Origin of the sequence: Saccharopolyspora sp. NPDC047091 (genome assembly GCF_040643635.1) — a bacterium.
Classification (GTDB): Bacteria; Actinomycetota; Actinomycetes; order Mycobacteriales; family Pseudonocardiaceae; genus Saccharopolyspora_C.
Genome location: NZ_JBEYUS010000038.1, coordinates 29,872 through 50,849 on the forward strand (window position 1 = coordinate 29,872; position 20,978 = coordinate 50,849).

Consider the following 20,978-nt stretch of genomic DNA (forward strand, 5'->3'; position numbering starts at 1 on the left):
GGGCCGACGACCACGGTCACCGTGTGCTCTCCACGCACGTGGAGGTGATCCGCCCGCCTTGATGCCGCCGAACGCGTCCCAGCCGTGCTCTCCACGCACGTGGAGGTGAGCTGACGGGCCGTGTCGCTGCATCCGGGGGTTGGTGGTTGGTCGAGCTTGATTGACGGGGGTGCTTCGCCGACTTAGGTTTCCGCTAGAGAGGAAATCGTGTCGCGCGTTCCGCTAGGTTCGGTCCCGTCTTGTGGTGGGCGGCGGTCGATCTTGCGGATGTCCTGGTGGTCTCGTGGTGACCGATCATCGCTGGTTCGGCGGCCGTCGTGGGTTTCCTCTGCAACCTGTCGGAGGTAGTGACCAGGAGATCTGGATGGCCATCAAGCTCGATCAGCTCGTGGCGGCTCTTCCGCCGGAGTGGGCCGGGTTCGTCCGCGATTGGGATCGTTCGTTGCGGGCGGCCGGGAAGCCGGAGACGACCCGGTACAACTACTTGCTCGCGGTGGTGCAGCTCGGTCGGTACCTGGGCGAGCGTGACGCCGATGCGCCGGGTGCGGTCGATCCGACCGAGGTGGTCCGTGAGCAGGTGGAGGAGTTCCAGGCGTGGATGATCGAGACGCGGTCGCGTTCGACGGCGCTGAACAAGCACAAGTGCCTGCAGCAGTTCTTCCGGTGGCTGGTCGAGGACGAGGAGGAGCTCGAGCGGTCGCCGATGGAGCGGATCCGGCAGCCGAAGAAGGACGTGAAGTTGATCCCGGTCATGGGGCAGGCCGAGACGAAGAAGTTGCTGGGGGAGTGCAAGGGGAAGGACTTCGTCAGCCTGCGTGATGAGGCGATCATCCGGCTCTACTGCAACACCGGCGCCCGGCTCGCGGAAGTGGCGGAGCTGTCGGTCGAGGACCTGGACTTCGGCACCGATTCGGTGGTGTACCGCGGGAAGGGGGCGAAGAGCCGTCGCGTGCGGTTCGGGCACAAGACCGCCCGCGCCCTGAGCCGTTACCTGCGGGCTCGTGCGAAGCATCCGGGGTCCGGGCTGCCGAACGTGTGGCTGGCCGCGCGGGGCGGGGGGCCGTTGGGTGCCAACGGCATCAAGATCAGGCTCAAGAGGCTGGGTGAGCTCGCCGGGGTCGCCGACGTGCACGCCCACCGGTGGCGGCACACCTTCGCGCACGAGTGGAAGCGCGCCGGTGGGGACACCGGAGATCTGATGTTGCTGCTGGGCTGGACTTCGGATGCGATGCCGCGCCACTACGGCGCGAGCGCGGCGGCCGAGCGGGCCCAGGAGGTCCAGCTGCGGATGGGGATCGGTGACGATGTCTGACGGCGAGTTCACCGCTTCCCAGCGGCGGCGCCGGGCGAGGCGGGCCGCGCACATCTCGTGGGCCAACACCTCCGACCGCGCGGCGCGGACGCAGCCGGGAACGCAGGCGTTCCTGTCCCGGTTCGAGCACCAGGTCGATGCCGACGGAGTCCTCGCCCCCGAGGAACGAGCGGAACGCGCCCGCCACGCGCGCCAGGCCCACATGCTCAAGCTCGCGGAGCTGTCGGCGCGGGCGCGGCGGAAGAAGAAGCAAGAGGAACGCTGATCCCTGTCCGGGCTCGGTGAAGTCGGAGTCGATTGCGGTGCCTGTGCGCCCCGGCCGTCGCGGTCGGGGCGCACAGGCGTCCAGTACTGCTCAATCGTGCGGCAGGCGCCCGTTCCCGGGCTGCTCACCGGCCGTCACACGTGATCGCCGATGCCCATGCGTTGCTGGGTTTCCTGCGCGCGTTCGGCGGCGGCGCTGGCGCCGTAGTGCCGGGGCATCGCATCGGAGCTCCAGCCGAGCAGGAGCATGAGGTCGCCGGTGTCGCCGCCGGCGCGCTTCCACTCGTGGGCGAAGGTGTGGCGCCAGCGGTGCGCGTGCAGTCCGCGGAGTCCTGCCTTTTCGCCGAGGCGCTTGAGGCGGATCTTGATGCCGTTGGCGTGCAGCGGGATGCCGCCGCGGTCGGCGAGCCACAGGTTCGGCAGGTCGGCTCCCTTGCGCTTGGCGCGGGCCCGCAGGTAGCGGCTCAGGGCGCGGGCGGTGCGGGCGCCGAGGCGGACGCGGCGGTCTTTGGCGCCTTTGCCGTGGAAGACGAGCGAGTCGGTCTTGAGGTCGACGTCGTCGAGGGTCAGGTTCGCGACCTCCGAGAGCCGTGCCCCGGTGTTGCAGAACAGCCGGATGATCGCCTGGTCCCGCAGGCTGAGGAAGTCCTTGCCCTTGCACGCCTCCAGGAGGCGGCCGGTCACGTCGGCCTCGACGACGGGCACGAGCTTCGCGGGGGTCTTGGGGAGCTTGACCCGTTCCATGGGGGAGCGGTCGATCTCCTCTTCGTCGAGCATGAGCCACTTGAAGAACTGCTGCAGGCACTTGTGCTTGTTCACCGCGGTCGAGGCGGAGCGGGTGTCGATGATCCAGGCCTGGAACGCTTCGACGTGGGCCTTGGTGATCTCGGCGGGGTCCTCGGCCGCGTCGGCGGCGTCGGGGTCCGGCGAGTGCTCGGCGACGTAGCGGGCGAGCTGGGAGGCGGCCAGCAGGTAGTTGTAGCGGGTGGTCTCGGGGTGGTTGCCGGATCGCAGTGCGCGGTCCCAGTCGCGCAGGTATCCGGACCACGTCGGGGACAGCTCTCCGGTGAGCCGATCAAGATCGAGAAGGGGCATCGGAAACCTCCGAAGTCAAGTGGTCCAGCAACGGCGTGCTCGACTTCGAAGAACCGACCAAGATCATGAAAAGAGGGCCTCCGCAGTGTCTGACCTGCGAAGACCCTCTAGACCGTCGGGACGGCGGGATTCGAACCCACGACCCCTTGACCCCCAGTCAAGTGCGCTACCAAGCTGCGCCACGTCCCGGCCACACCCTCTGTCTTGCGGTGTGTGGAAAGCTTAGCGCACAGTCCGCAGAGGATCTTCATCCCCCCTCCGTTAATGGATCTGCGCTGGTCAGGAGCTCTGCGCGGGTGCCGATGAGACGGGTGGGGTGGTCGAGTGCGAATGCGGTGAGCGCTTCGTGGGACGCCTGGGCGAGGGCTCGGGATGAGCTCGTGGGGGCGGGGAGGCCGTGCGCGTGGCTGCGGGTGCGGAAGCGGGAGTCGCGGACCTTGACGACGACGCGGCCGGCCAGCAGTGCGTGTTCGGTGAGGTCGGCTGAGACGAGGGCGGCCAGGCGGGTGAGTTCGGCGCGCAGGAGTTCCGGGTCGGTGACGTCCTCTTGGAAGGTGATCTCGCGGCCGTAGGAGCGCGGTCGGTACGGCTCGGGGTCGACGGGTGTGGGGTCGTAGCCGCGGGCGACGGCGACGAGCCACGGACCGTTGCGGGGGCCGAAGGTCTCGGCGAGGGCGGAGCGGTCGGCGGCGGCGAGCTCGCCGACGGTGTGCAGGTCGTGGGCGGCGAGCCTCGCGGTCGTGCGGCGGCCGATTCCGCGCAGGGCGTCCACGGGTAGTTCGTTCATGGTGGTCGCCCAGTTGTGCCGGTCGAGCCGGTGCACGCCGGTTCCCGCCGGGGGTTTGGCGAATCCGGAGGCGGTTTTGGCGCGGAGCTTGTTGTCGCCGATGCCGACGGAGCAGTGCAGCCCGGTGCGCGCGTGCACGTGCGCGCGCAGTTCGGTGGCCGCGCGGGTGGCGTCGTCGGTGTCGAGCTGGAGGTAGGCCTCGTCCCAGCCCGCTTCCTCCACGACGTCGCAGCGTTCGCGCAGTGCCGCGTAGTAGGTCTCGGACGCCGCGCGGTAGGCGTCGGCGTCCAGCGGCAGGAACATCGCTTCGGGGCAGCGCTTCGCGGCGGTGCGCAGCGGTGTTCCGGAGTGCACGCCGTGCTTCCGGGCCTCGTAGGACGCTCCGGCGACGACGCCGCGTCGGGTGGGGTCGCCGGTTCCGCCGACGAGGACGGGCTTGCCGCGCAGTTCGGGGCGTCGCAGCAGTTCCACGGCGACGATGAACTGGTCGAGGTCCGCGTGCAGCACCACCCGTTCCACGGCTCCAGCGTGCGCGCCCGGCGGTACGGTCGCCGGATGGCGAAGCGCAGCGCGGGTGTCCTGCTGTACCGGATGCGCGCGGGTTCTCCGGAGGTGCTGCTGGTGCACCCGGGCGGCCCGTTCTGGCGGAACAAGGACCTGGGCGCCTGGTCGCTGCCCAAGGGCGAGTACGACTCCGACGAGGAGCCGTTGGCGGCCGCGCTGCGCGAGTTCGAGGAGGAGACCGGCTTCCGCCCGCCTGCGGGTGCGCTGCTGGATCTCGGTGAGGTCCGTCAGAAGAGCGGCAAGGTGGTGACCGCCTGGGCCGCGGCGGGTGATGTCGACGTATCGCTGCTGCGCAGCAACGAGGTGGAGTTGCCGTGGCCGCCGCGTTCCGGGCGGACCGCGAACTTCCCGGAGGTGGACCGGGCGGAGTGGTTCGACCCGGACGCGGCGCGGCGGAAGCTGGTGGCGGCGCAGGCCGAGTTCGTGCCGCGGCTGCTGCGCGCCCTCGGCCTGGCGTGACCGGCTCAGCGCGCCGAGAGGTGCCCGGCGACCAGCAGCACGAGGTACAGCCCGAGCACGACCAGGGTCGCCAGCACCAGCAGGGACGGTTCGGACGCGGCCGCCGCCAGTCCGGTGATCGCGCCGACGATCGCGCACGGGGCCCCCACGGCGGTGATCAAGTAGCGCAGGTGCGGAGTCGGGCGGGTCGGCTCGGCGGCAGGGAGCGCGGTGGGGGGAGGGGTGCCGCGCTGCGCCGGGACGACGTCGCCGAAGCGGGGGCGCGGCTGCGGGAGGTCGTGGAACGGAACGAGCAGTTCGGCGCGGGTGCGGGCCTGTTCGAGCTGCACGGCGCGGTCGCCGAACTCCTCGGAGGTGAGGCATCCCGCCGCGACGTGCTCGTTGAGCAGCCGCATGCCCTGCGCCCGGTCGGCGTCCGACAGGCGGATGTCGCCGTCCCGGGCGGGAAGGTCCGCGTGGGTCACTGCGCTCACCTCGAATCCTCGTGCCGCCGGCGGTCGGCGGCTCGGGTGCGACGCTAGGTCGGCGGTGGCGGGTGGCGGATCGGACTTCGAGCCGGGACGACTCGGCCGAGAAGCCGGGCTGTTGCGGCGGAATCCGGCTGAACGACCGACGGCCCCTCCGGTGCGGAGGGGCCGTCGGGACGAGATCGGTCAGTCCAGCGCGGAGTCCCGCGTCTCCCGGCTCAGCAGCAGCGCGATGAACGTCAGCGCGCCCATCGCGGCCAGGTACACACCGACCCAGCCGACGCCGTAGGAACCGGCCAGCCACGTCGCGATGTAGGGCGCGACGGACGCGCCGAGCAGGCTCGCCAGGTTGTACGACACCGAAGCTCCCGTGTACCGCACCGCGGTCGGGAACAGTTCGGGCAGCACCGCGCCCATCGGCCCGAACGTCAGGCCCATCAGCCCGAGCCCGACGATGAGGAAGGTCAGCACCGCCGGCTCCGAACCGGCTCCGAACCACGGGCCCATCAGCAGCCCGAACACGATGATCGCCCCGGTGATGATCAGCAGCGTGGGGCGGCGGCCGAACTTGTCCGCCAGCAGCCCGGCCACCGGCACCGTCAACCCGAAGAACACGACGCCGACCAGCAGGAACACCAGGAACTCGGAGCGGCTGTAGCCCAGTCCGGACTCCGCGGTGCCGTAGGACAGGGTGAACACGGTCATCAGGTAGAACAGCACGTAGGTCGCCAGCATGATGAACGTGCCCAGCACCAGGCCCTTCAGGCCGGTCCGGAACACCTGCACGAACGGGACCTTGGCGCGCGCACCGGATTCGACGACCTTCGCGAACGCGGGCGTCTCGTGCAGGCTCAGCCGCACCCACAGCCCGACGATGACCAGGATCGCGGAGGCCAGGAACGGCACCCGCCAGCCCCAGGCGAGGAACGTGGCGTCGTCCATCGTCTCGGACAGCAGCAGGAACAGGCCGTTGGCGACGAAGAAGCCGATCGGCGCGCCCAGCTGCGGGAAGGTCCCGAAGAAGGCCCGCTTCCGCGCGGGAGCGTTCTCGGTGGCCAGCAGCGCCGCGCCACCCCATTCGCCGCCGAGGCCGAGGCCCTGGCCGAACCGGCACAGCGCGAGCAGCAGCGGCGCGGCGACCCCGATGGAGGCGTAGCCGGGCAGCAGCCCGATGACGACGGTGGAGACGCCCATCGTCAGCAGCGAGGCGACCAGCGTGGACTTGCGGCCGATGCGGTCGCCGAAGTGCCCGAACAGCGCGGAGCCGACCGGGCGCGCGATGAAGGCGATGGCGAAGGTCGCCAGCGACTGCAAGGTGGCGGCGGCCGGGTCGCCCGCGGGGAAGAACAACTTCGGGAACACCAGCACGGCGGCGGTGGCGTAGACGTAGAAGTCGTAGAACTCGATCGAGGTTCCGACGAGGCTGGCCACCACGACTTGGCGAGTGGAATTGCGCGGCGCGGTGCCATCCGCGACGTCACCGGGAACGTGGCCGACCGCCATGGTCCGGAACCTCCCTGTTCACACGTTCAGACCAGAAGTGAGCACACGCAGGGTAACCCCCGCTGCCCATCTAGCGGGAACCGAGTCTCATCCGGTGGACGTGGGATCGGACACCGAGCGCGTCCCGGGCGGAATCGAGCCGGGGTGCGGCGGCGTTGAGAGCGGTGTGACGACCCCGCTGCGCTTCTCCGTGCTGGACCGCTCGCTCGTGTTGCGAGGGCGGAGCCCGGCGGAATCCCTGCGCCGCACCGTCCGGTTCGCGGTCGAGGCCGAGCGGCTCGGCTACCACCGGTTCTGGGTGGCCGAGCACCACGGCGTGCCGGGCGTGGCCGGTTCCGCGCCCGCCGTGCTCGCCGCGGCCGTGGCGGGGGCGACGTCCCGCATCCGGGTGGGTACCGGTGGGGTGATGTTGCCGAACCACCCGCCGCTGGTCGTGGCCGAGCAGTTCGGCGTGCTGGAGTCGCTGCACCCGGGGCGGATCGACCTCGGCGTGGGGCGTTCGGTCGGGTTCACCGCCGCGGTCCGCGCGGCGCTCGGGCACGGCCGCGACTCCGCGGACCGGTTCGCCGAGCAGCTCGCGGAACTGCTCGGCCACTTCGCGGGCGGACCGGAGGCCGCGGTGCGCGCGATGCCCGCCGCCGGGACGCACGTGCCGGTGTTCGTGCTCGCCACCGGTGCGGGCGCCGAGCACGCGGCCGCCGCCGGGCTGCCGCTGGTGATCGCCGCGGTGCGCGGGGACGAGGCGTTGCGGCGCGCCGTCGACGGCTACCGCGAGCACTTCCGGCCGTCGCCGTGGGCGGAACGTCCGCACGTGGTGCTGTCCCGCTCGGTCGCCGTCGCGGAGACGAGCGAACGGGCCCGGCGGTTGCTGGTGCCGGAGGCGTGGGCCACCGCGAGTTCCTGCGTGCACGGCGTGTTCCCGCCGCTGGAACCCGCGGATGAGGTGCTGGCGCGGAGCATGGACCGGCGGGAGGCCGAGCAGTTCGAGCGGGCGATACGCGGCCACGTGCACGGCACCGCGGCGGAGGTCGCCGACCGGTTGCAGGCCCTGCTGGACGACGTGGCCGCCGACGAGCTGCTGATCACCACCAGCGGCCACGACGAGGAGGAGCTGCTGGACTCGTACCGGCGGCTGGCGGAGCTGATGCCGTGACCGCCGCGCTGGAGATCGTCGCGGCCGGAAGTGCTGGGGTGCAACGGTTCTTCGCCCGACCGCTCCCGTTCGAGTGATCATCGTCCCGCTAGCGGGTGATCAACGGTGCCGATTCCTTGTGCGCCAACGGAATCCTCCGGTCCACTGAGCACCTGCGGGCGGTTTTCCGGGGCCGCCCGCGGGCCGCGGCGTGGGACCACCGTTCCTGGGGCGCGCGGAGCCGTGAGCGGCCGCGCGGGAACGGGTCGTCCCGGGGAGGCGCCGCGGTTCCCGCGCCGGACCAGGGGGCGAACCATGGTGGAGATCTCGACGCGGCCGGTGGTGGCCGCGCCCGACGGTCCGACGTTCGGGCTGACGAAGTTCCTGGATCCGCTGTCGGTCCCACCGGTGCTGCGGCCCACCGCGCACGGCTGCGACGCGGACCTGACGATCCGGGCGATCACCTCCCGCGCGCGGCTGCACGGCGAACTGCCGGAAACCGTGCTGTGGACCTACGACGGGCACTTCCCCGGGCCGACCATCGAAGTGCGCCGGGACCGGATGTTGCGGGTCGCGTGGACCAACGAGGTCACCGGCACCATGCCCTTCGCCGCGGTGCGGATCCCGCAACCACCGGCCGGGACACCACCGGAGGACCTGCCGGCGAACCGACCCGGCTACCCGCGGAATCCCGACGGGAGCCCGGCCGACGGCGCCACGCTCGTCGACGGCGTGACCGAGCTGCCCGCCTGGCTGGTGACGCACCTGCACGGCGCGGACGCGAACGCGGGCAGCGACGGCTGGGCGCACAACGCGGTGCTGCGCGGACATTCGCAGCTCACCGAGCATCCGAACCGGCAGCCCGCCACCGCGCTCTGGTACCACGACCACGCGATGGCGGTCACGCGCTGGAACGTCCACGCAGGACTGTTCGGCGCGTACTGGATCCGCGACGACCGGGAGCGGGCGCTGGGGTTGCCGGACGGGGAACGAGAGGTCCCGCTGCTGATCTGCGACCGGAACCTGGACACCGGTGCGACGGGCGAGCTCACCGGGCGGCTGCTGTTCAAGGTGCCCGCGATCGGCACCGCGATGATCCCGTTCACCGGACCGTTCACGCTGGTGAACGGGACGATCTGGCCGCACCTCGAAGTCGATCCGGCCGCGTACCGGTTCCGCGTGGTCAACACCTCGAACGCCCGCTTCTACCGGCTGAACCTGATCGACGCCGACGGCGCGTCGGAGAACGCCGTGGTGCGCCAGATCGGCACCGACGGCGGGCTGCTGCCCCGGCCGGTCCCGCTGCCCGCGGACGGGCTCGTGCTGGCTCCCGCGGAACGCGCCGACCTCGTCGTCGACTTCCGGCGGGCGCGCGACCGGTCGCTGCGGCTGACCAACACCGCGGCCGACGCCCCGCTCGAACCGGACGTCATGCAGTTCCGGGTGCGGGGCGGCCGGGCGAGGGACACCTCCCGGTTGCCCGACGTGCTCTCCGCGGGGCCGGTGCACCTGCCCGGCGACCACGACCAGGTCTGGGTGGGGCTGGTGCCGCCCGGCACCGGCGGCGAGGCGCATCCGCAGCTGTGGGAGCTGCGCGAGCTCGCCGAGCACGAGATCCCGCCGCTGCCCGCCGCGGACGTGGTGCAGGTGACCGATCCGCGCACCGGGCGCACCCGCACCTTCCGCCGGGTGGCGTCGCTGTTCGACGACGCGGTCAGCGTGTTCATCGCGCACGACGCCGTCGTGGAGTGGAACTTCATCGGCTTCGGCGGGCCACCGCACCCGATGCACATCCACCTGGTGCAGTTCCAGATCCAGGCGCGCCGCCGCTTCACCCCCGACTTCGACCTGCAACTCGGCGGAACCCGGACCCCGGCCGCCGGGTTCACCGACGTCCCGCTGGAGGACTTCGAACGCGGCCGCAAGGACACCACGGTCGTCGACGGCGGCGAGTGGGTCAGCGTGCTGGCGCGGTTCGGCGAGTCCACCGGCCAGTTCATGTACCACTGCCACATCCTCGACCACGAGGACGAAGGCATGATGCGCCCGTTCGTCGTGCACCCGCGCGAGATCGCCCGCTTCCACCCGCATCCGGGCTCGCACCCGCACGAGCCCTACCGCGGGGCGTGAGCAGGCCGCGGTAGGGGTTCAGGCGGCGCTCCGGGTGGTGGCGGGCCGGCGGCGCCGCGCGGGGTCGGTGATCGCCGGCGGGGCGTAGGCCATGTCCAGGGCGCCGACATCGGTGCCCGGCGGGACGATCGCATCGATCCGGTCCAGGACGTCGTCGGACAGCGTGCGGTCCAGCCCGTCGAGGAGATCGCGCAGGTGCTCCATGGTCCGCGGACCGATGATCGCGGAGGTGACGCCGGGGTGCGCGATGGTGAACGCGACGGCCAGGTGGGACAGCGGCATGCCCGCGTCGGCGGCGAGCGGGATCAGCTGTTCCACGACGTCGATGCGGCGTTCGTCGGACAGGTGCGCGAAGCCGAAGTTCGCCCGGCGCGAATCGGGGGACGTGCCCTTCCGGTACCGACCGGTCAACATGCCTTGCGCCAGCGGGCTCCACACCAGGGCACCCATGCCGTACTGCTCGCACGCGGGGAGCACGTCGCGTTCGATGCCGCGGTTGAGCAGGGAGTACGGCGGTTGCTCGGTCCGCATCCGGTGCAGCCCGCGCCGCTCGGCGACCCACTGGGCCTGCACGATCTCGTGTGCGGGCGTGGTGGAGGAGCCGAACGCCCGGATCTTGCCCGCGCGCACCAGATCGGTGAGCGCGGACAGGGTCTCCTCGACATCGGTCGCCGGATCGGGCCGGTGCATCTGGTAGAGGTCGATGTGGTCGGTGCCCAGCCTGCGCAGCGACCCTTCGACGGCCCGGGTGATCCAGCGGCGCGAATTGCCCCGCGCGTTCGGGTCGTCGCTCATGGCCCCGTGCGCCTTGGTGGCCAGCACGACGTCGTCCCGGCGGTGGGCGAGGGCCTTGCCGACGATCTCCTCGGACTCGCCGCGGGCGTAGACGTCGGCGGTGTCGATGAAGTTGATGCCCGCGTCCAGCGCCGTGTGGATGATGCGGGTGCAGTCGTCGTGGTCGGGGTTCCCGAGCGCTCCGAACATCATCGCGCCCAGCGCGTAGGGGCTGACCTGGATGCCGGTGCCGCCCAGCGTGCGGTACTCCACGGGGGTCCTCTCGGTGGTGCGGCACTCCCGCCACACAATCGGAACGTTGTTCCGGAACGACGATACGGAACCTCGTTCCGGATCGCAACACGGGTGGTATCGGATGGGTGCGCGAGGTCCCGATCGGGCCAGTGCGGCGAATGCGGCCCGTCGGTGCTGCGGGAAAATGCCGCATTCGTGGTCGCATGTCCGAGATCGGTGGTGTTCCGGATAACGGATCGGTGGACATCGGGTCGGGTGGGGGCGGTTCCGGGGATAGGTTCAGACCTCGTCGCACCCCCGAGAACGGATTGGCCGCAGCATGAAGCCGACGAGCGCGGAGCACGAACCCCACGTACCGGCGAGCTCGACTCCGCGCGAGATCACCGCCAAGGCTGTGGTCCTCGGCATCGTCCTCGCGGCGATCCTCGCCGGGGCCAACGCCTACCTGGGGCTGAAGGTCGGGCTGACCGTGTCGGCCTCGATCCCGGCGGCCGTGATCTCGATGGCGGTGCTGCGGCTGCTGCGCGGATCGACGGTGGTGGAGAACAACATCGTGCAGACCGCGGCCTCGGCCGGGGAGTCGCTCGCCGCGGGCGTGATCTTCACGCTGCCCGCGCTGGTGCTGCTGGGCTACTGGGACGGGTTCCCGTTCCTGCCGGTGGCGACGATCGCGCTGTGCGGCGGGGTGCTCGGCGTGCTGTTCACGGTGCCGCTGCGGCGCGCGCTCATCGTGGAGAAACCGCTGCGGTTCCCCGAAGGCGTCGCGACCGCCGAGGTGCTCAAGGCCGGTGAGCGGGGCGGGCGCAGCGCGGTGCACATCACCGTCGCGGGCCTCGCCGGTGCGCTGCTGAAGTTCCTGCAGAGCGGGCTGGGGCTGGTGTCGTCCACGGTGACCGGGTCGGTGAAGGCCGGGGGCGTGGTGATCGGGCTCGGCAGCGAGCTGGGCGTCGCGCTGCTCGGTGTCGGCTACATCGTGGGGCTGAACATCGCCTTCCTGGTGTTCCTCGGCGGCGGCCTCGCCTGGTTCGCCGGGATTCCGCTGTACATGGCGTTCACCGATCCGGCGCAGCTGCACGCGATCGTCGGGGACGCGACCGGCTACGACGCGGCGGAAGCGGTGTGGGACGAGAAGATCCGCTACCTCGGTGTGGGGGCGATGGCCGTCGGCGGGGTGTGGGCGCTGCTGTCGGTGGTGCGGCCGATGATCGCCAGCATCCGGTCCTCGGTGGCCGCGGTCCGCGCCCAGCGCGGCGGAGGAGCGGGGGAGGTGCCGCGCACCGAGCGGGACATCCCGGCGAACTGGCTGCTCTACGGCACGCTGGCGATGGCGGTGCCGGTGCTGCTGGTGTTCCTGTTCGTGGTGGACCGCTCGCGGCTGGAGATCGGCGGTGGCCTGTTCGCCGCGACGATCGCGTTCGGGGTGCTGTTCGCGCTGGTGGCGGGGTTCCTGTTCTCCTCGGTGTCGGGGTACATGACGGGGCTGGTGGGCTCGTCGAACAACCCGGTGTCCGGGGTGACGGTGCTGACGCTGCTGGCGAGTTCGCTGCTGCTGCTGGTGATCCTGGGCGTGCAGATCGACTTCGCGGGTGATGAGGCGAAGGCGACGATCGCCGCGTCGACGGCGGTGCTGATCTCCGGGGTGGTCAGCTGCGCGGCGGCGATCGCGGGCGACAACCTGCACGACCTCAAGACCGGGCACCTGCTGGGGGCGACGCCGTTCAAGCAGCAGGTGATGCTGGTGGTGGGCGTGGTCGTCTCGGCGCTGTGCATCGCGCCGATCCTGTCGGTGCTGTACGCGGCGTACGGGATGGGGAACTCGTTCCCGCGGCCGGACATGGACCCGTCGGAGTCGTTGCAGGCGCCGCAGGCCGCGCTGATGAGCTCCATCGCGAAGGGCGTCTTCGGCGGTGGCCTGCCGTGGGGGATGATCTGCGCCGGCGGTGTGCTGGCGGTCGCGCTGATCGTCGCGGACCGGTTGCTGGAGCGGCGCGGCGCGTCGTTCCGGATGCCGGTGCTGGCGGTCGCGGTGGGCCTGTACCTGCCGCTGGAGCTGTCGGTGCCGATCTTCGTGGGTGGTGTGATCGCGTACCTGGTGGCCCGCCGCAAGCGCGGTTCGGAGTCCGGCAGCGGCCCGGGGCTGCTGTTCGCCTCGGGTCTGATCACCGGTGAGGCGCTGGTGGGGATCGTGCTGGCGATCCCGTTCGCCATCGCGCAGAGCGCGGACGTGTTCGCGATCAGCCCGGCGGTGCTGGGCCTGTCGGAGTCGTCGTTCTCGGTGCTCACCGACGTGCTCGGGGTGGCGGCGTTCGTGTTCTTCGTGCTGTGGCTGTACCGGACGGCGCGCAGGTCGGAGTGATCCCGCCGGCCGGGCGCGGCCGTCCGGGTGACTGTGCTGGTGACCACGGGGCCTTGTGGGTTAGGCAAGCCTGTCTTTAATGTTCGGCTGTGCCCTCGAACCCATCGCAGCAACCGGCCGGCGTGCGCGCCCGCGAAGTGGACGTCGCCTACGGTCGCGACGTCGTGGTGCACGGCGCGTCGATCTCGCTGGTCGCGGGCGAGGTCACCGTGCTGATCGGACCGAACGGCAGCGGGAAGTCGACGCTGCTGCGCGCGCTGGCCCGGCTGCATCCCCCGGTCGCCGGTGCGGTGTCGTTCGCCGACGGCGCCGAGCTGCGCGCGCTGTCCGGGAAGGACCTGGCCCGCCGGATCACCCTGTTGTCGCAGCAGCGCACCGCGCCGGGCGGGTTGAGCGTGCGCGAGCTGGTGGAGTTCGGGCGGCACCCGCACCGCTCCCGCTGGGGCGGCCGCGACGCGGACGGACCCGCGGCCGTGGAGCGCGCGATGGCGCTGACCGGGCTCGCCTCGATCGCCGACCGGCCGGTGCAGGCGCTCTCCGGCGGGCAGGCGCAACGGGTGTGGCTGGCGAGCTGCCTGGCCCAGGACACCGAGCTGGTGCTGCTGGACGAGCCGACGACCTTCCTCGACCTGCGCTACCAGGTGGAGATCCTCGACGTGATCCGCGCGCTCGCCGACGAGCACGGGGTCGGCGTGGGCGTGGTGCTGCACGACCTCGACCAGGCGGCGGCGGTCGCCGACCGGGTGCTGCTGCTGGAGGACGGGCGGGTCACCGCGGAGGGCGCGCCGGACGAGGTGCTCACCTCGGCGAACCTCACCCGCGCCTACGGCATCCAGGTGGACGTCGAGGTCGATCCCGCCGACGGGCACCTCCGCACCCGCGCCGTCGGCCGCTTCAACACCTCCGGCGTTCGCGCCCCCTCGGCCTGACCGGCACCTCCGGTCACCCTCCAGGTAGGAGAATCATGCGCAGGACCAGAGCGATCATCGGGCTGTGCGCGGCCGCCGCGTTCTTCGCGGCGGGCTGCGGTACCACCGAGCAGGCAGGTGGCCGGGAGAAGTCCGCGAGCGGCGGCGATCCGGTGACGGTCGTCGACTCCCGCGGCGAGGAGGTCCGCCTCGACGGGCCCGCGAAGCGGGTCGCGGCCACCGAGTGGAACGGCACGGAGAACCTGGTGTCCCTCGGCGTCATGCCCGTCGGAGCGTCCGATGTGGACGGATACGGCAAGTGGGTGGGCGCCGCCCCGCTGGACGCCGAGGTGAAGGACCTGGGCACCCGCGGCGAACCGAGCCTCGATGCGCTCGGCTCGCTGGACCTGGACCTGGTGGTCGTCACCGACAGCCTCAGCGAAGCGGCGCTGGCGCAGGTCGAGCAGATCGCACCGGTGCTCGTGATCAAGGGCGGCGGCGCGCCGGATCCGATCGGCACCATGTTCCAGAACCTGGACCTGATCGCGAAGGCGACCGGCACCGAGGACGCCGCCGGGCGGTTGCGCTCCGAGTTCGACGCGAAGATCGCCGAAGGCCGCGCCGCGGTCGAGCAGGCCGGCGCGCTGGACACCCCGGTCGCGTTCTCCGACGCCTACGTGACCTCCGGCGAGGTGAGCATCCGGCCGTTCGCGAAGGGTTCGCTGGTCTCCGAGGTGTTCGACCGCATCGGCCTGCGCAACCCGTGGCCGATGGCGGGCGACCCCGAATACGGCCTCGCCTCCGCCGACGTGGAAGGGCTCACCCGGCTGCCGGACGTGCGGTTCTGGTACGAGGCCAACGGGTCGGAGACCGACGCCTACGGCGAGACGCTCAAGGACAACGCGATCTGGAAGAACCTGCCGTTCGTGCGCAGCGGCAAGGTGGAGCGCCTGCCCGATTCGCTGTGGATGTTCGGCGGCCCGAAGTCCATGGAGCAGTACGTCGACGCCGCGATCGCGGCGCTGAAGGCGTAGTCCCGCGGTGACGACGCTCGTCCGCCCGCCCGCCCCGCCGGTCGCGACCGTCCGGCGGGGCGCGCCGCTGGTGCTGCTGGTGGTGGCGCTGGCCGCGCTGATCCTGCTGGGTTCCGCGGTGCACCTCACCCAAGGTACGTCCACAGTGGACTTGGGTGGGCTGCTGCACCTGGTGCTCGGCGGCGGCGCCGAGGACACCGCGGCCGTCGTGCTCGAGTCGAGGCTGCCGCGGCTGCTCACCGCGCTGCTGGTCGGCGCGTCCCTCGGCATCGCGGGTGCGGTGCTGCAATCGGTGGCGCGCAACGTGATGGCCTCCCCGGACACGCTCGCCGTGGACGCCGGGGCGCACCTGGCGATCGTCGCGGTCGCCGCGTTCGGCGTGTCGTTCCCGGTGCTGGGCACCACGGCGATCGCGTTCGTCGGCGGGCTCGGCGCGGCGCTGCTGGTGATCTCGCTGTCCGGGATGGGTGGCACGGGGATCGTGCGGCTGGTGCTGGCCGGGACCGCGATCGCGCTGGCGATGCACTCGCTGACGCGGATGTTGCTGCTGCTGTTCGACCAGGAGACGCAGGGGCTGTTCGCCTGGGGTTCCGGTTCGCTCGGGCAGACCGGGCTGGGCGGGATCGAGGACGTCGCCCCGGTGATGGGCGTGGCGCTCGTGCTCCTGCTGCTGCTGTCGCGGCGGCTGGACCTGGTGTACCTCGGCGACGACCACGCGCGGACCCTCGGCGTCCACGTGGGACGCATCCGGTTCGCCTCGATCGCGCTGGCGGTGCTGCTGGCGGCGGCCTCGGTGACCTTGGCGGGCCCGGTGGGGTTCGTCGGGCTCGCCGCGCCCGCCGTGGTGCGGTTGCTGGCGAACCGGGTTCCCGGTCTGCACCGGCACGCCGCGCTGCTACCGATCTCCGGAGCGATGGGCGTGGTGCTGCTGGTGGGCGCGGACGTGCTGCTGCGCGCGCTGATCGGGGCGCAGAGCGCGCTGGAGATCCCGACCGGGGTGGCGACCACGCTGATCGGCGCGGTGTTCCTGGTGGTGCTGTGCCGCAACATCCGGGTGTCCGCCTCGGCCGCGGAACCCCCGGCGGCGGGGGTGCGCGGCGGCGTGTCGGCGGCCCGGGTGCGGCTGGTCGTCGGCGGGCTGGTGCTGCTGCTGGTCGCGGTGGTGATCGGGGCGGTGCTGCTGGGCGACGTCCTGCTGCTGCTCGGCGACCTGGCGAACTGGGTGAGCGGGCAGGCGGGGCCGATCGTGAGCAACGTGATGTCGAACCGGGTGCCGCGGGTGGTCGCGGCGGTGCTGGCGGGAGCGGCGCTGGCGCTGTCCGGCGCTTCGATCCAGGCCGTGGCGCGGAATCCGCTGGCCGAGCCGGGGATCATCGGTGTCGCCGGAGGTGCCGGGCTCGGCGCGATCACGGTGATCACCGTGTGGTCCGGCGCCGGGTTCTGGGTGCTGGCCGGTGGTGCCGGGCTCGGTGCGGCGGTGGCGACGCTCGTGGTGTTCGCGATGGCCGCGAAGGGCGGGTTCGCGGGCGAACGGCTGGTGCTGATCGGGTTCGGCGTGCAGGCCGCGGCCCAGGCGCTGGTGACGCTGCTGATCACGCTGTCCGATCCGTGGAACGAGACGAAGGCGCTGACCTGGCTGGGCGGCTCCACCTACGGGCGCACCTACGAGCACCTGGTGCCGATGGCGCTGGCGCTGCTGGTGCTGGTCCCGGTGCTGGTGCGCGCCCGCGGCGAGCTGGACCTGCTGTCGGTGGACGAGGAGACGCCGCGGGTGCTGGGCGTGCACGTGCCGGGGGCGCGGTTGCTGCTGCTGTGCTGCGCGGTGCTGCTGACCGGTACCGCGGTGGCCGGGGTCGGGGTGATCGCGTTCGTGGGGTTGATCGCCCCGCACGCGGCGCGCGCGATCGTGGGCAGGCGGCATTCCCGGATGCTGCCGGTGGCGGCGCTGCTGGGCGGAGTGCTGGTGTGCGTGGCCGACGTGGTCGGCCGCGCGGCGATCGCCCCGGCGCAGCTGCCCGCGGGGATGATGACGGCGCTGATCGGCGCGCCGTACTTCGTGTGGCTGCTGTCCCGCACCCGGACCCGCTGATCGGCACCCGGACCCGCTGATCCGCACCAGGTGAATGGCCCATTCGACCGGTGAGGGTGGTCGAATGGGCCATTCACCTACGGGGTCAGGCGTCGAGGAGCAGGACCACGTGCAGGGTCCGCGGCCCGTGCACGCCCTCGACCCGGTCCAGTTCGATGTCCGAGGTCGCCGAGGGGCCGCTGATCAGCGTCGTCGGCCGCACCGGGTCGAGCCTGGCCACCGCCTCCGGAACCCCGGCGACCACTGTGGACAGCGCCACCAGGCACACGTGCAGGTCCGGCACCAGCGTCAGCGCCCGGCGGCCCTGGTCGGCCGACGAGTCCAGGAAGATCGTGCCGGTCTCCGCGCACGTCACCGCCGACCCGGTCACCACCCCGTCCAGCTCGTCCAGCCGCGCGGGCGGCACGTCCGCGGAGTCGACGGTGATCTCGCCGCCGAACTCGGCGACCCACCGGCGGTCCAGCCCGGCGGGGATGCCGATCCGGCGGGTGCCGCGCAGCGCCGTCCCGATCGCCCCGGGCGCGTCGGCGGCGTCGCACTGGTGCACCGCGGCGCCGTAGTCCTCCAGCCGGTCCACCAGCAGTTCCCGCCGCCGGTCCGCGGGCAGCGTCCGCGAGCGCCGGTACTCGCGCGGCACCTGCACCGCGGCGGGCGGGGCGAGCGCGAGGGCGTCGCGCACCCGGCCCAGCACGGTCTCCCGGGCGTTCACCGCGCACCTCCTTCGCGCCGGGCGCGGTCGAGCGCGGCCCGGCCTTCCGCGGAGTTCCACCACTGCCGGAACGTCCGCTTCGGCGGCACCGGCAGGTCGCGCGACGAGGTCCACGCGCTGCCGGGCGGTGGCAGCACCTTGATCCGCCCGCCGCGGCCGAGCAGCCTGCCCAGCTGCGCCGCGCGCTGCGCCGCGGTCCACCGGCCCGCGGAGCCCATCGCCGCCGACGCGGCCTTCATCATCGCCTGCTCGGCGTCGAACCCGGCCTGCTCGACGTGCTGGTGGCGCAGTTCCACCAGCAGCGACGGAATGTCGATCTTCACCGGGCAGGCGTCGAAGCACGCCCCGCACAGGCTGGAGGCGTAGGGCAGCGAGCCGTTCGGATCCCCGGACCCGGCGTTCATCCCGGCCAGTTGCGGCGTGAGCACCGCGCCGATCGGTCCCGGGTACGTCGAGCCGTAGGCGTGCCCGCCGGTCCGCTCGTACACCGGGCACACGTTGAGGCAGGCCGAGCAGCGGATGCAGTGCAGCGCCTCGCGCCCGATCTCGTCGGCGAGGGTGGCGGTGCGGCCGTTGTCCAGCAGCACCAGGTGGAACTCCTCGGGTCCGTCGCCGGGCGTGACGCCGGTCCACATCGAGGTGTACGGGTTCATCCGCTCGCCGGTGGAGGACCGGGGCAGCAGCTGCAGGAACACCTCCAGGTCCTCGAACCGGGGGATCAGCTTCTCCAGCCCCATCACGGTGATCAGCGTCTCCGGCATGGTCAGGCACATCCGCCCGTTGCCCTCGGATTCCACGACCGACAGCGTGCCGGTGTCGGCGACGCCGAAGTTCGCCCCGGAGATCGCGACCCGCGCGCGCATGAACCGGTCGCGCAGGAACCGCCGGGACGCCTCGGCGAGGTGCGCGGGATCGTCGTCCAGGTCCGGGTCGACACCGGGCATGGCGCGCAGGAAGATCTCCCGGATCTCCGCGCGGTTGCGGTGGATCGCCGGGACCAGGATGTGCGAGGGGCGGTCCGCGCCGAGCTGCACGATCAGTTCGGCCAGGTCGGTCTCGATGGCGGTGATGCCCTCGTCGGCGAGGTGCTCGTTGAGGCCGATCTCCTGGGTGGCCATCGATTTCACCTTGAGGACGTCCGCGGAGCCGGTGTCGCGGACGAGCCGGGTGACGATCGCGTTGGCCTCGGCGGCGTCGCGCGCCCAGTGCACCGTGCCGCCGCGCGCGGTCACCGCCTGCTCGAACTGCTCCAGGAGTTCCGGCAGCCGGGCGAGGACGTCGCGCTTGATCGCGGCACCGGCGGAGCGCAGCTCCTCCCAGTCGGGCAGTTCGCCGGTGACGGCGAGCCGCTTGTCCCGGATGGTGCGGGTGGCCTTGCCGACGTTGCGGCGCAGCTGTGCGTTGCCGAGCTCGGTGCGGGCCGCCGCCGGGAACGGTTCGCCGCCGCGGAGGTTGCCGGTGCCGCGCGGCGGGGCGGTGGGCATGCCGAGGAACGTGCCGCTCATGCGAAGGCTCCCTGCTTCGGGGCGATCGTGCGTTCGGTGGCGACGAGGATCTCCGCGAGGTGCTTGGTGCCGACGCCGGTCTGCAGCCGGGACAGCCCGCCGCCGATGTGCATCAGGCAGGACGCGTCCCCGGCCGTGCAGTACTCGGCGTCGGTGCCGCCGATGTGGCGCAGCTTGTCGGAGAGCATCGCGGTGGAGGTGTCGGCGTTCTTCAGCGCGAAGGTGCCGCCGAACCCGCAGCACTGGTCGGCTTCGGGCAGCTCCACCAGGTCGATGTCGCGCACCGCGCGCAGCAGCCGCAGCGGTTTGTCCCCGACCCGCAGCATCCGCAGCGAGTGGCAGGTGGGGTGGTAGGTCACCCGGTGCGGGAAGGTGGCGCCGACGTCGACGACGCCGAGGACGTCGACGAGGAACTCGGCGAGCTCGTAGGTCTTCGCCCGCGAGCGCACCACCTGTTCGCGCAGGCCGGGCCGGCCGAAGCGCTCGGCGACGATCTCGTGCTGGTGCCGGATGGATCCCGTGCAGGAGCCGGAGGGCACCACCACGGCGTCGATCGAGTCGTCGGCGAAGCAGGCCGCGTGGTTCTCGACCAGCGGCAGCGCTTCGCGCTGGTACCCGGTGTTGACGTGCATCTGCCCGCAGCAGGTCTGCGCCTCCGGGAACACCACGTCCTGGCCGAGCCTGCTCAGCAGCAGGGCGGTGGCCTGGATCGCGTCCGGGAACAGCGTGTCGCCGAGGCAGGTGGCGAACAGGGCTACCCGCATGCGTCGGACTCCCTTCGTGTGTGGTCTGACCACACCGTAACCGGGGTGGGCGAGTTCGGGAACGGGCGGTGTCCGACCGCCTCGGGCCAGCGTTGCGGCAGCGGGCGGCGCCCGCAACGCGCACCGCGCGGAGCTCGATAGGCTCCCCGGGTGGCGAAGGCTGGACCGCGGGCGTGGGAACGGGTGCTCGCGCAGATCGAGGACGACCTGGTGCAGGGCCGGATCGCGCCCGGGCAGCGCCTGCCCGGGGAGCGGGCGCTGGCCGAGGAGTTGCAGGTCGGACGCTCCTCGGTGCGCGAGGCGATGCGGGTGCTGGAGGCGCTGGGCCTGCTGCGCGCCCAGACCGGATCCGGGCCGGAGGCGGGCGCGGTGATCCTGGCCCGCCCGACCGGCGGCATGAGCGCGCTGCTGCGGTTGCAGGTGGCGGGGCAGGGCTTCCAGGTGCGCGACGTGGTGCGCACCCGGCTGGTGCTGGAGACCGCCTCGGTCACCGAGCTGGCCACCGGCTCGCCCGATCTCGCCGCGGCGCAGGAGCTGCTCGACGCGATGGACGAGCCGGACCTGGCCCCCGCGGAGTTCCTGGCGCTCGACGCCCAGTTCCACCTGTCCCTGGCGCAGGCCGCGGGCAACGAGGTGGTCGCGGCGATGATGTCCGGGCTGCGCGACTCGATCGAGCACTACACCCGCGAGACGGTCCCGCTGCTGGATTCGTGGGCGGCGACCTCGACCCGGTTGCGCGCCGAGCACCGCGAGCTGCTGGCCGCGATCCGGGACGGTGACGGCGCGCTGGCGGGTCGTCGCGTCACCGCGCACATCAAGGGCTACTACGCCGACGGTGGCCTCGCGCTCTGACCTGGCGGCGCGTGTCCGT

18 protein-coding genes, 1 tRNA gene and 1 CRISPR repeat array (1 of these 20 running past the window's edge) are annotated in these 20,978 nt (G+C 72.2%); of the genes, 10 read left to right on the plus strand and 9 right to left on the minus strand.

Annotated features, from left to right (window positions below):
- Positions 1 to 113: a CRISPR direct-repeat array (repeat unit 29 nt); it begins 160 nt to the left of the window's first position.
- A 251-nt stretch (positions 114 to 364) separates the two neighbouring features.
- Both ABZ805_RS17670 and ABZ805_RS17675 read left to right on the plus strand, forming a co-directional pair.
- Positions 365 to 1,312, plus strand: a complete 948-nt coding sequence (locus ABZ805_RS17670; protein ID WP_358441042.1) for a tyrosine-type recombinase/integrase — start codon at positions 365 to 367, stop codon at positions 1,310 to 1,312.
- Entirely contained in the window at positions 1,305 to 1,577 is a 273-nt protein-coding gene (locus tag ABZ805_RS17675) for a hypothetical protein (protein WP_344926911.1), read from the plus strand. The genes ABZ805_RS17670 and ABZ805_RS17675 overlap by 8 nt, the downstream gene beginning before the upstream one ends.
- A gap of 134 nt (positions 1,578 to 1,711) precedes the next feature.
- Here the strand turns inward: ABZ805_RS17675 and ABZ805_RS17680 are convergent, their stop codons facing one another.
- From ABZ805_RS17680 to ABZ805_RS17690, 3 genes are all read right to left on the minus strand, one after another.
- Positions 1,712 to 2,671, minus strand: a complete 960-nt coding sequence (locus tag ABZ805_RS17680) for a tyrosine-type recombinase/integrase (RefSeq protein WP_358441046.1) — start codon at positions 2,669 to 2,671, stop codon at positions 1,712 to 1,714.
- A 115-nt stretch (positions 2,672 to 2,786) separates the two neighbouring features.
- Positions 2,787 to 2,860 (minus strand) — tRNA-Pro (locus ABZ805_RS17685).
- Between the two features lie 58 nt (positions 2,861 to 2,918).
- Positions 2,919 to 3,977 (minus strand): DNA polymerase IV, encoded by a 1,059-nt coding sequence (locus ABZ805_RS17690; RefSeq protein ID WP_358441049.1) that lies wholly within the window; start codon positions 3,975 to 3,977, stop codon positions 2,919 to 2,921.
- Between the two features lie 36 nt (positions 3,978 to 4,013).
- Between ABZ805_RS17690 and ABZ805_RS17695 the strand changes: the two genes are divergently transcribed.
- Complete coding sequence (locus tag ABZ805_RS17695) at positions 4,014 to 4,481, plus strand: NUDIX domain-containing protein (protein ID WP_358441051.1); 468 nt, start codon at positions 4,014 to 4,016, stop codon at positions 4,479 to 4,481.
- A gap of 5 nt (positions 4,482 to 4,486) precedes the next feature.
- Here the strand turns inward: ABZ805_RS17695 and ABZ805_RS17700 are convergent, their stop codons facing one another.
- Positions 4,487 to 4,954 (minus strand): DUF1707 domain-containing protein, encoded by a 468-nt coding sequence (locus tag ABZ805_RS17700; RefSeq protein ID WP_358441054.1) that lies wholly within the window; start codon positions 4,952 to 4,954, stop codon positions 4,487 to 4,489.
- Between the two features lie 180 nt (positions 4,955 to 5,134).
- Positions 5,135 to 6,451, minus strand: a complete 1,317-nt coding sequence (locus ABZ805_RS17705) for an MFS transporter (RefSeq protein WP_358441057.1) — start codon at positions 6,449 to 6,451, stop codon at positions 5,135 to 5,137.
- Between the two features lie 166 nt (positions 6,452 to 6,617).
- Between ABZ805_RS17705 and ABZ805_RS17710 the strand changes: the two genes are divergently transcribed.
- Positions 6,618 to 7,604, plus strand: a complete 987-nt coding sequence (locus tag ABZ805_RS17710) for an MsnO8 family LLM class oxidoreductase (RefSeq protein WP_358441060.1) — start codon at positions 6,618 to 6,620, stop codon at positions 7,602 to 7,604.
- Between the two features lie 294 nt (positions 7,605 to 7,898).
- A complete protein-coding gene (locus tag ABZ805_RS17715) occupies positions 7,899 to 9,713 on the plus strand; it encodes a multicopper oxidase domain-containing protein (RefSeq protein WP_358441063.1) in 1,815 nt (604 codons plus the stop codon).
- Between the two features lie 18 nt (positions 9,714 to 9,731).
- Here ABZ805_RS17715 and ABZ805_RS17720 read toward each other — a convergent pair whose 3' ends face one another.
- Positions 9,732 to 10,760: an aldo/keto reductase gene (locus ABZ805_RS17720; RefSeq protein ID WP_358441066.1), complete on the minus strand. Its 1,029-nt coding sequence runs from the start codon at positions 10,758 to 10,760 to the stop codon at positions 9,732 to 9,734.
- A 301-nt stretch (positions 10,761 to 11,061) separates the two neighbouring features.
- On the opposite strand from ABZ805_RS17720, the gene ABZ805_RS17725 reads away from it, so the two are divergent.
- The 4 genes from ABZ805_RS17725 (at position 11,062) to ABZ805_RS17740 (ending at position 17,129) form a co-directional block, all read left to right on the plus strand.
- On the plus strand, positions 11,062 to 13,098 hold the full coding sequence (locus tag ABZ805_RS17725; RefSeq protein ID WP_358441068.1) for an oligopeptide transporter, OPT family: 2,037 nt from the start codon (positions 11,062 to 11,064) through the stop codon (positions 13,096 to 13,098).
- Positions 13,099 to 13,187: 89 nt separating this feature from the next.
- Entirely contained in the window at positions 13,188 to 14,027 is an 840-nt protein-coding gene (locus tag ABZ805_RS17730; RefSeq protein ID WP_358441070.1) for an ABC transporter ATP-binding protein, read from the plus strand.
- A 35-nt stretch (positions 14,028 to 14,062) separates the two neighbouring features.
- Positions 14,063 to 15,040 carry an iron-siderophore ABC transporter substrate-binding protein gene (locus ABZ805_RS17735; protein WP_358441073.1) on the plus strand — a complete coding sequence of 326 codons (978 nt, stop codon included), beginning with the start codon at positions 14,063 to 14,065 and terminating at the stop codon, positions 15,038 to 15,040.
- A gap of 7 nt (positions 15,041 to 15,047) precedes the next feature.
- Positions 15,048 to 17,129 (plus strand): iron ABC transporter permease, encoded by a 2,082-nt coding sequence (locus ABZ805_RS17740; protein WP_358441076.1) that lies wholly within the window; start codon positions 15,048 to 15,050, stop codon positions 17,127 to 17,129.
- An 85-nt stretch (positions 17,130 to 17,214) separates the two neighbouring features.
- Here ABZ805_RS17740 and ABZ805_RS17745 read toward each other — a convergent pair whose 3' ends face one another.
- The 3 genes from ABZ805_RS17745 to ABZ805_RS17755 are packed head-to-tail and all read right to left on the minus strand — an operon-like array spanning position 17,215 to position 20,107.
- Positions 17,215 to 17,838 carry an LUD domain-containing protein gene (locus ABZ805_RS17745; protein ID WP_358441078.1) on the minus strand — a complete coding sequence of 208 codons (624 nt, stop codon included), beginning with the start codon at positions 17,836 to 17,838 and terminating at the stop codon, positions 17,215 to 17,217.
- A complete protein-coding gene (locus ABZ805_RS17750; protein WP_358441103.1) occupies positions 17,835 to 19,322 on the minus strand; it encodes a lactate utilization protein B in 1,488 nt (495 codons plus the stop codon). The genes ABZ805_RS17745 and ABZ805_RS17750 overlap by 4 nt, the downstream gene beginning before the upstream one ends.
- A gap of 17 nt (positions 19,323 to 19,339) precedes the next feature.
- Complete coding sequence (locus ABZ805_RS17755; protein WP_358441081.1) at positions 19,340 to 20,107, minus strand: (Fe-S)-binding protein; 768 nt, start codon at positions 20,105 to 20,107, stop codon at positions 19,340 to 19,342.
- 150 nt (positions 20,108 to 20,257) lie between these two features.
- Between ABZ805_RS17755 and ABZ805_RS17760 the strand changes: the two genes are divergently transcribed.
- Positions 20,258 to 20,959 (plus strand): FCD domain-containing protein, encoded by a 702-nt coding sequence (locus ABZ805_RS17760; protein WP_358441084.1) that lies wholly within the window; start codon positions 20,258 to 20,260, stop codon positions 20,957 to 20,959.
- Positions 20,960 to 20,978 lie beyond the last annotated feature (19 nt).

Excerpts from the sequence above, each read along its gene's own strand:
- ABZ805_RS17680 (WP_358441046.1), bottom strand. The coding sequence starts at position 2,671 with ATGCCCCTTCTCGATCTTGATCGGCTCACCGGAGAGCTGTCCCCGACG.
- ABZ805_RS17750 (WP_358441103.1), bottom strand. The coding sequence starts at position 19,322 with ATGCCCACCGCCCCGCCGCGCGGCACCGGCAACCTCCGCGGCGGCGAA.
- ABZ805_RS17675 (WP_344926911.1), top strand. The coding sequence starts at position 1,305 with ATGTCTGACGGCGAGTTCACCGCTTCCCAGCGGCGGCGCCGGGCGAGG.
- ABZ805_RS17725 (WP_358441068.1), top strand. The coding sequence starts at position 11,062 with ATGAAGCCGACGAGCGCGGAGCACGAACCCCACGTACCGGCGAGCTCG.
- ABZ805_RS17695 (WP_358441051.1), top strand. The coding sequence starts at position 4,014 with ATGGCGAAGCGCAGCGCGGGTGTCCTGCTGTACCGGATGCGCGCGGGT.
- ABZ805_RS17670 (WP_358441042.1), top strand. The coding sequence starts at position 365 with ATGGCCATCAAGCTCGATCAGCTCGTGGCGGCTCTTCCGCCGGAGTGG.
- ABZ805_RS17735 (WP_358441073.1), top strand. The coding sequence starts at position 14,063 with ATGCGCAGGACCAGAGCGATCATCGGGCTGTGCGCGGCCGCCGCGTTC.
- ABZ805_RS17715 (WP_358441063.1), top strand. The coding sequence starts at position 7,899 with ATGGTGGAGATCTCGACGCGGCCGGTGGTGGCCGCGCCCGACGGTCCG.
- ABZ805_RS17755 (WP_358441081.1), bottom strand. The coding sequence starts at position 20,107 with ATGCGGGTAGCCCTGTTCGCCACCTGCCTCGGCGACACGCTGTTCCCG.
- ABZ805_RS17705 (WP_358441057.1), bottom strand. The coding sequence starts at position 6,451 with ATGGCGGTCGGCCACGTTCCCGGTGACGTCGCGGATGGCACCGCGCCG.